The organism is Brevundimonas sp. (assembly GCF_036399195.1).
Taxonomy (GTDB): Bacteria; Pseudomonadota; Alphaproteobacteria; order Caulobacterales; family Caulobacteraceae; genus Brevundimonas.
On the sequence record NZ_DASWNO010000032.1, the window covers coordinates 1 to 4,311 of the forward strand.

Below are 4,311 nucleotides of genomic sequence, written 5' to 3' on the forward strand. Positions count from 1 at the left end.
CGCCGACCGGTCACTGGAGTTCTACCAGCTCGACGTCGAGATGAGCTTCGTCACGCAGGAGGATGTCTTCGCTGCCATCGAACCCGTCATGCACGGCGTGTTCGAGGAGTTCGCCGACGGCAAGCGGGTCGATCCGTATCCCTTCGTGCGCATCCCTTACCGGGACAGCATCGCCAAGTACGGCACCGACAAGCCGGACTTGCGCAACCCGATCGAGATGTCCGACGTCAGCGACCATTTCCGCGACGGCGGCTTCGGCCTGTTCAACAAGATCCTCGCCGGCGACGCCAAGAACGCCGTCTGGGCGATCCCCGCGCCCAAGGGCGGAAGCCGCGCCTTCTGCGACCGTATGAACTCCTGGGCCCAGGGCGAGGGCCAGCCGGGTCTCGGCTACATCTTCTGGTCGGACGACAACAACGCCTGGGGCGGTCCGATCGCCAAGAACCTGGGCGCGGAAGCGACGGACGGCCTGATGAAGGCGCTCGGTATGGGGCAGGGGGACGCCGCCTTCTTCGCCGCCGGCGACCCGGCCATGTTCCACAAGTTCGCCGCCAACGCCCGCATCAAGCTGGGGCAGGATCTGAACCTGATCTCGGAAGACGAATTCCGCTTCTGCTGGATCGTCGACTTCCCGATGTTCGAGTGGTCCGAGGAAGAGAAGAAGGTCGACTTCTCGCACAACCCCTTCTCGATGCCGCAGGGCGAGCTGGAGGCGCTGACGAGCAAGGACCCGCTCGACATCCTGGCCTACCAGTACGACATCGTCTGCAACGGCTACGAGCTGTGCTCGGGCGCGATCCGGAACCACAAGGCCGAGATCATGCTCAAGGCCTTCGAGATCGCCGGCTACGACGCCTCGGTCGTCGAGGACCAGTTCGGCGGCATGCTCAACGCCTTCCGCTACGGCGCGCCGCCGCACGGCGGGCTGGCGCCCGGCATCGACCGGATCGTCATGCTGCTGGCGGGCCAGACCGCCATCCGCGAGGTCATCGCCTTCCCGCTGAACCAACAGGGGCAGGATTTGCTGATGAGCGCGCCCTCCGACGCCGCGGATCGCCAGTACAAGGAACTGCACATCCGCGCGGCGCTGCCTCTCAAGGGCTGACAGCGCGCCGCCATGAAAAAGGCCGCTGCCCATGGGGCGGCGGCCTCGTTCGTCAGCGGTCGGCGGTCGCCACCGCCAGGTTCCGGACCCGCGGCGGGACCGGCGGGGCCGGCGGCCTCGGGACCGGTCTCGGATGCGCCAGTCTCAGCGAGATGCTCCGGCACGTCCGCGCGGTCAGGCCGTTGGGCAGCCGGGTCGCGGCGTCCCCGCAGGCAGCGCCGACCTGTTCCTGGCTGAGACCACGCGCGCGTGACAGGTCGGCCCCGCGGATGTCCGTCCGGCTCATTTCGGCGCCGCTGAAGTTTGCGCCGGCGAAGTTTCCACCGGTCAACCGCGACCCGTTGAGGGTGGCGTCCCGGAATGACACGCTGCGGAAGTCGCCGTTCGACAGATTGGACATCGCGACCTCGGCGCCCGTGAAGTTGGCCGAACGAGCCTGCACGTTGGCCAGCGTCGTGGCGTTGAGCTCCGCATTGCTGAGATTCGCCGCAACCAAGACCGCGCCGTTCATGTTTGAGCCGGTCAGGTCCGCCCCGGTCAGGGTGGCGCCGGGCAGCCGGGCCCGCACCAGGGTGGCGCCCATCGCCTCCGCGCCGGACAGCCCCGCGTTGGTGAAGTTGGCGCCGGTGAAATCCGCGCCCACCAGCTCGGCGCCGCCGAGATCAGCCCGGCTGAAGTCGCTGCCGGTGAAGTTGGAGCCGACCAGACCCGCGCCCCGCAGGTTGGCGCCCACCAGGGTCGCATTGGTGAAGTTGGCTCCGTTGAACGCCGCGCCAGTCAGGTCGCGCCCGGACAGCTCGCAGCGATTGCAGGAGCCGCCAAGCGACACCAGCCGCGCCACTTCCCGGTCCTGAAAGCCCAGCTGGAGCCGAACCTCGGCGCTGACCGACCCCGCGGTCAAACCCGCGACGGACGCGGCGAAGACTGCGGCGAGGACGGCGCGGGCAGAGATGGCGGCTGACTGTTTCACACCTCTGTAATGCGGCCAAACGCGCCCGAACCCTACTTAAATCGCCGTAAGGTCCGGGGCCGAGGCGCGTCAGCTTAGCAGTGCGGGATGCGCAGGCCGCGGGGCAGGCGGGTGGCCTCGTCGCCGCACGCCTGGCTGAGACGGCCCTGCGTCAAACCGGTCGCTCTGAGCAGCGAGGCGCCGGAGAAGTTCACCCCGGACAGCGTCGCGCCGCCGAACGAGGCCCCGTCCAGATGCGCGCCCACGAAACTGGCGTTGGTCAGATTGGCCCCGGCGAAGCTGGCGCTTGAAAAGACGCCGCCATAGGCCTCCACGTCGCGCAGGTCGGCGTTGGCGAATCGTGTCCGGGTCATGACCGCGAGGCTCAGGTCGGCCTGACGGAGACGGGCGCCCGAGAGGTTCAGGCCGGGGGCCTCCATCGCGCTGAAATCGCCCTGGAACAGGTTGCAGCCCGGGCAGCTCGCGCCGCTCCGCACCCGCCCGATCTGGGAGGCGTTCTGGGCGAATGACGGCGATGCGACGGCCACGGCGACAAGGGCCGACAGGGCGAGGCTCAGTTTGGCTTTCATGGCAGGCTCCGATCTTGGATCGGGACGAAGCAAGATGCAGGCCAGCGCGCTGCGGACAGCCCTAGCCCTGCATCGACGGCGCCGCCCCGCACATGTCGCAGGCCCAGCCGGCGCCACGCTGCTGAAATGAAAAGTCGCCGCACTCCGGGCACGCCACCGCTTCAGTCGCCACCGCGAGCCCGGGTTGCGCCTGTCTCTGCTGGCCGAACGGCAGCACCACCAGATTGTCTGGCGTCGCGCCGCGGGCGAAGCCCTTGGAAATGAACCGCGCGGCCGGCACCGTCTCCGGCGACCCATCGTCCGGCTTACCCGTCCCGAGCCCGTCGGCGTTCAGGCTCTCGGCATCGGCGTTGGCCAGTTCCCGGCGATCGAGATAGGAGACGCCCAATTCGCGGAAGATGTAATCGAGGATGGAGGTCGCCGAGCGGATCGAATCATTCCCCGTGACTCGCCCAGCGGGTTCGAAGCGGGTGAAGACGAAGGCGTCGACGAACTCGTCCAGCGGCACCCCGTACTGAAGCCCGATCGAGATCGCGATGGCGAAATTGTTCATCAGGCTGCGGAAGGCGGCGCCCTCCTTGTGCATGTCGATGAAGATCTCGCCGAGCTCGCCGTCCTCGTATTCGCCGGTGTGGATGTAGACCTTGTGGCCGCCCACGGCGGCCTTCTGGATGTAGCCCTTGCGCCGGTCCGGCAGCTTGCGGCGGGCGCGGGCGCGTTCGACGACCTTCTCGACCACGCGCTCGATCGTGCGAGGTTCAGGCTCACGTCTCCGCCCGCCGCCCGTGTCATCAGAGACATCGAACTCGATCAACCGCCCGGCAGGCGCGTCGGCCCGCCGCAGCCGCACCGCTCGCCGGCCGTCCCGCGCCGCGTCTCCCAGGATTCGCGCCGCCTGAGCCGGCGAAGCATCCCAATCGATCGCCCACGCCGACAGGTCCGGCGCCGGGCTTGCAGCTTCCACGACCGCCTGCAGGCCGGCCTCGAACGCCCGCGGATCAGCCAGCAGGTCGGAGAGCAGCGACGGCGCGCCATCCCATCCGCCCAGGTCGGGCCGCCCCAGCGCCCAAGCCTCGGCAGCCCGCACGGATGCGTCGGTGAAGCCGAGCTCCGGGAGCAAGTCGCGGCCGGACGGACCATCAACGCCAAGAACGTCCTGTTGGAACCCGGCGTCCAGCACGGGCGAGCGGAACACGTCCGACAGCCGCTCGGCGCCGGCCAGGGCCGTCTCGACAGCCTCCAGTTCGACGTCGGTGAACCCCTTCGCCCGCAGCGCCTGATGATCGACGCCAGGGGCCTCGAAGAGTGTGCGACGGCCGAACAGCGTGCGCTCCGCCGCCTCGACGTCGCCTCCAGCACGCTCGATCGCCGTCGCAAGAGACTGACGCAGCCGCTGTTGGACCGTCCCTTCATGGGTCTGCCAAGGCTCCATGGCGGAGAGCGGGCCGAGGCCGAGCCGCAGGGCGGCCTCTGGGTCGTCCACGAACAACGACGCCAGAGCTCCGCCGCCCGCCTTGTGCGCAATCGCGGCGATTCGTCCGGCGCGATCAGTCCAGCCGTCCGCGACCTGCTCCAGCACGGCGTCCGCCAGACCTCCAAGGCCGACGGACACAAGCCGCTCGCCATCGCCGGCGACGGCCCCGACCCAGAGGCGGACCAAGTCCCCG

3 protein-coding genes and 1 pseudogene are annotated in these 4,311 nt (G+C 69.0%); 1 reads left to right on the plus strand and 3 read right to left on the minus strand.

All coding sequences use genetic code 11. The features are described 5' to 3' along the window. Nucleotides 1–1,105 (plus strand): amino acid--tRNA ligase-related protein (locus tag VGB60_RS01785; protein WP_331036569.1); only part of this gene is annotated, 1,105 nt, incomplete at its 5' end. Nucleotides 1,106–1,157: 52 nt separating this feature from the next. On the opposite strand, the gene VGB60_RS01790 is transcribed toward VGB60_RS01785, so the two are convergent. From VGB60_RS01790 to VGB60_RS01800, 3 genes and pseudogenes are all read right to left on the minus strand, one after another. After that, nucleotides 1,158–2,075 (minus strand): pentapeptide repeat-containing protein, encoded by a 918-nt coding sequence (locus VGB60_RS01790; protein ID WP_331036570.1) that lies wholly within the window; start codon nt 2,073–2,075, stop codon nt 1,158–1,160. A gap of 74 nt (nt 2,076–2,149) precedes the next feature. Beyond that, nucleotides 2,150–2,644 (minus strand): pentapeptide repeat-containing protein, encoded by a 495-nt coding sequence (locus VGB60_RS01795; protein ID WP_331036571.1) that lies wholly within the window; start codon nt 2,642–2,644, stop codon nt 2,150–2,152. Between the two features lie 61 nt (nt 2,645–2,705). After that, nucleotides 2,706–4,311: pseudogene (locus VGB60_RS01800) on the minus strand (TSCPD domain-containing protein); the annotation flags it as partial.